At 64.2% G+C, this 2,721-nt stretch carries 3 protein-coding genes; all 3 read right to left on the bottom strand.

What is annotated here, in order from left to right; translation table 11 throughout:
- The coding region (locus GAL01_RS15295; RefSeq protein WP_062026976.1) for an efflux transporter outer membrane subunit at positions 1 to 1,504 on the bottom strand (1,504 nt) is incomplete at its 3' end.
- A 1-nt stretch (position 1,505) separates the two neighbouring features.
- On the bottom strand, positions 1,506 to 2,417 hold the full coding sequence (locus GAL01_RS15290; RefSeq protein WP_062026974.1) for an HlyD family secretion protein: 912 nt from the start codon (positions 2,415 to 2,417) through the stop codon (positions 1,506 to 1,508).
- A gap of 12 nt (positions 2,418 to 2,429) precedes the next feature.
- Positions 2,430 to 2,624, bottom strand: a complete 195-nt coding sequence (locus GAL01_RS15285) for a DUF1656 domain-containing protein (RefSeq protein ID WP_062026972.1) — start codon at positions 2,622 to 2,624, stop codon at positions 2,430 to 2,432.
- Positions 2,625 to 2,721: the final 97 nt, after the last annotated feature.

The following is a 2,721-nucleotide window of genomic DNA, read 5'->3' as shown; positions in this document are numbered from 1 at the left end:
ACCTTGTAAAAGCTCTGACGAAAGCGTTTTGCTGATTGACTTCGACGGGGAGCCTTGTGTCGGTGAGGGCTTTTCCCTGCCATCCGGCGCCGAGGGCGATGTAGAGGGCGACGGCGTTGCGGACGCGGGCGAGACGTCCGACGACGGCCTGGTCCTGGGCGGACAGGGCGGTCTGTTCGGTCGTCAGCACGTTCAGATAGCCGGTCAGACCTGCCCCGAAGAGCTTCTGGGCGCGGTCGCGGGCGAGGCCGGCGTCGACGGAGGCCTGGTTCAGCTGCTCGACCAGTTCGGCATTATGCCGCCAGTCGCCCATCGCGTCCTCGACATCCGCGAACGCCCTGAGCACCGTCTTGCGGTAGTTCAGACGGCTGCCCTCGGCCTCGGCCCGGGCCTGCGCGATGGCGGCGGTGTAGCGGCCGCCATGAATGACCGGCAGCGTCGCCATCATCATGAAGCTCCACGCCATGCCCCCCGCCTGGAACGCCTGATAGGCGGCGGAAGCGTTCGGGTTGAACGTCAGCGGGATCATGAATTTCGGATAGAGGTTCGACACCGCAATGCCCACGCGCGCGGTGTCAGCTGCGTATTCGGCCTCGGCCACACGGATATCGGGGCGGTTGGCCAGCACGATCGACGGCAGGCTGTCGGGGAAGCGCGGCAGATCGGGGATCGGACGGCGCTTTTCCAGCTCTTCCTCAAGCTGGCCCGGCATGTCGCCAACAAGGACGGCGATGGCATGCATCAGCCGCTCTTCCTGCTCATGCAACGGCGCCAGACGGGCGCGCTCGAGATGCTCTTCCGTCTGGGCCTGCGCCACGGCCAGCGTGTTGCCGAGGCCATGGGTGTAGAGCTTTTCGGTCAGTTCGCGCGAGCGCACGGCCACGTCGATGGCACGCTCGGTCACGGTCAGACGCTCCTGCACCGAGCGCAACGTCACATAGTCCGTCGCCATCTCTGCCAGCAGGGCCAGGAGAACGCCCCGACGGTTCTCGATCGATTCCTCGACGATCCGCTTGCGCTCTTCCACCTGCCGGGCGATGTGCCCGAACAGATCGACTTCCCAGGTCGCCCGCGCGCCATAGGTCAGGACCGAAGCTTCGGGGCGGTTGGCCGGATTGCCCGGACGCAGCGGCCAGTTGTCGATATTGATCGAATAGCGGTCATCGCCGCCGCCTGCGGCCACGTCGAGCTGCGGATACCAGGCCGACTGTGCCTGACGGCGGACGGCGCGCTCGGCGATGATGTGCTGCGAGGCGATCTGCAGGTCGTAATTGCCCTTGATCGCCTGATCCACCAGCTCGTTGAGCATGGGGTCGTGGAACTGCGACCACCAGTCCTTCATGTCCGCCGCCGACTGCGCCAGCGCATCGGCCGTGGCGGGATGGGGCTGCTCGACGAAGGCGTCGGGTACCTTGATCCGGTCCGGCGTGAAGTTTGGCCCCACCGTACACGCCGTCAGCGACAGACAGGTACTCAGGGCAAGGGTCAGGAATTTGCGGGACATGTCAGAGGTGGTTCTGCAGCCAGGTGGTCAGACGCCCGCGCGCGCCCGGCGTTTCGCGCCCGATCGTCACCGTGGCCGTCATGCCGGCCGCCAGCGTGATGTTCGGCGGGACGCTGTCGAGTTCCAGACGCACCGGAATACGCTGCGCCAGACGCACCCAGGTGAAGATCGGATTGACGTCCGGCAGGCCCAGCTTGTCGGACACGCCGTTCTGGTCGTTGATGCCGCGGCCGATGCTCACGACATGCGCCATGAGGATCTGTTTGTAGCCCATCAGTTTGATGCGGGCTTCGTCCCCCACATGCACGCCGTGCATCTTCGTTTCTTCGAAATAGCCGTTGATCCAGAAGCTGTGCGCGTCGATTACGGCCATACCGGGCTGACCGGCATGGGCGTAATCACCCACGCGCAGGTTCAGGTTGGTGATGTAGCCGTCCACCGGCGAATAGACCGTGGAGCGCTGGAGGTTCAGCAAGGCGGTGTTCAGCTCGGCTCTGGCCGCGTTGACCTTGGCGCGCTGGGTCTCGACATTGGAGTTGAAGTCTTCCTGTTCTTCCGCCGAGACGATACCGCCCAGTCCCATGCGGCGCTTTGCATCGGAGCTGCGGAGCTTGAGGTCTTCCTCGGCTCCGGCCAGACGGGCGCGGGCGGCGTCGATGTCGAGGCGGAAGCGCACCGGATCGAGCACGAAGAGCGGATCGCCCTTGTGAACATACTCGTTGTCCACGACCGGCACGGCCACGACCGTGCCCGACACTTCGGGGGCAGCGTCCACGACATAGACGCGCACGCGGCCGTCACGGGTCCAGGGGGCGAGGACATAGATGTCCCACATCGTCCGCCCCAGGCCGATGGCGAGCGCCAGCACCACAAGGGTCAGCAGGACACGGATTACACTGCGGGTCCAGTTCATCGCTGACCCTCCCTAGACGTAAAGGATGAGCAGACAGAGAACACAGACATAGAGCGCTATTTCAAAGAGAGCGACGTGCCAGAACCATCCCAGGGCGCCCGTGCGCCACAGGAGGCTTCTCAGCAGTAACGTTACAAAGACCGCCGCTACGGCATAAATGGAAAGCGGAGCAACGAAAACGCCAAACAGGTTAACTTCAGCCAGCATCAGAAGCCAGCTCCAGCGTCAACCACCAGACTGCCAAACGCCAGACTGTAAGACAACTCGCCCACAACGCTCCTCACTCAGACACAACGACTCCTCC

This window comes from Gluconobacter albidus, from assembly GCF_002723915.1.
Taxonomy (GTDB): Bacteria; Pseudomonadota; Alphaproteobacteria; order Acetobacterales; family Acetobacteraceae; genus Gluconobacter; species Gluconobacter albidus.
This window is presented reverse-complemented; position numbering and strand designations above follow the sequence as displayed.

Excerpts from the sequence above, each read along its gene's own strand:
- GAL01_RS15285 (WP_062026972.1), bottom strand. The coding sequence starts at position 2,624 with ATGCTGGCTGAAGTTAACCTGTTTGGCGTTTTCGTTGCTCCGCTTTCC.
- GAL01_RS15290 (WP_062026974.1), bottom strand. The coding sequence starts at position 2,417 with ATGAACTGGACCCGCAGTGTAATCCGTGTCCTGCTGACCCTTGTGGTG.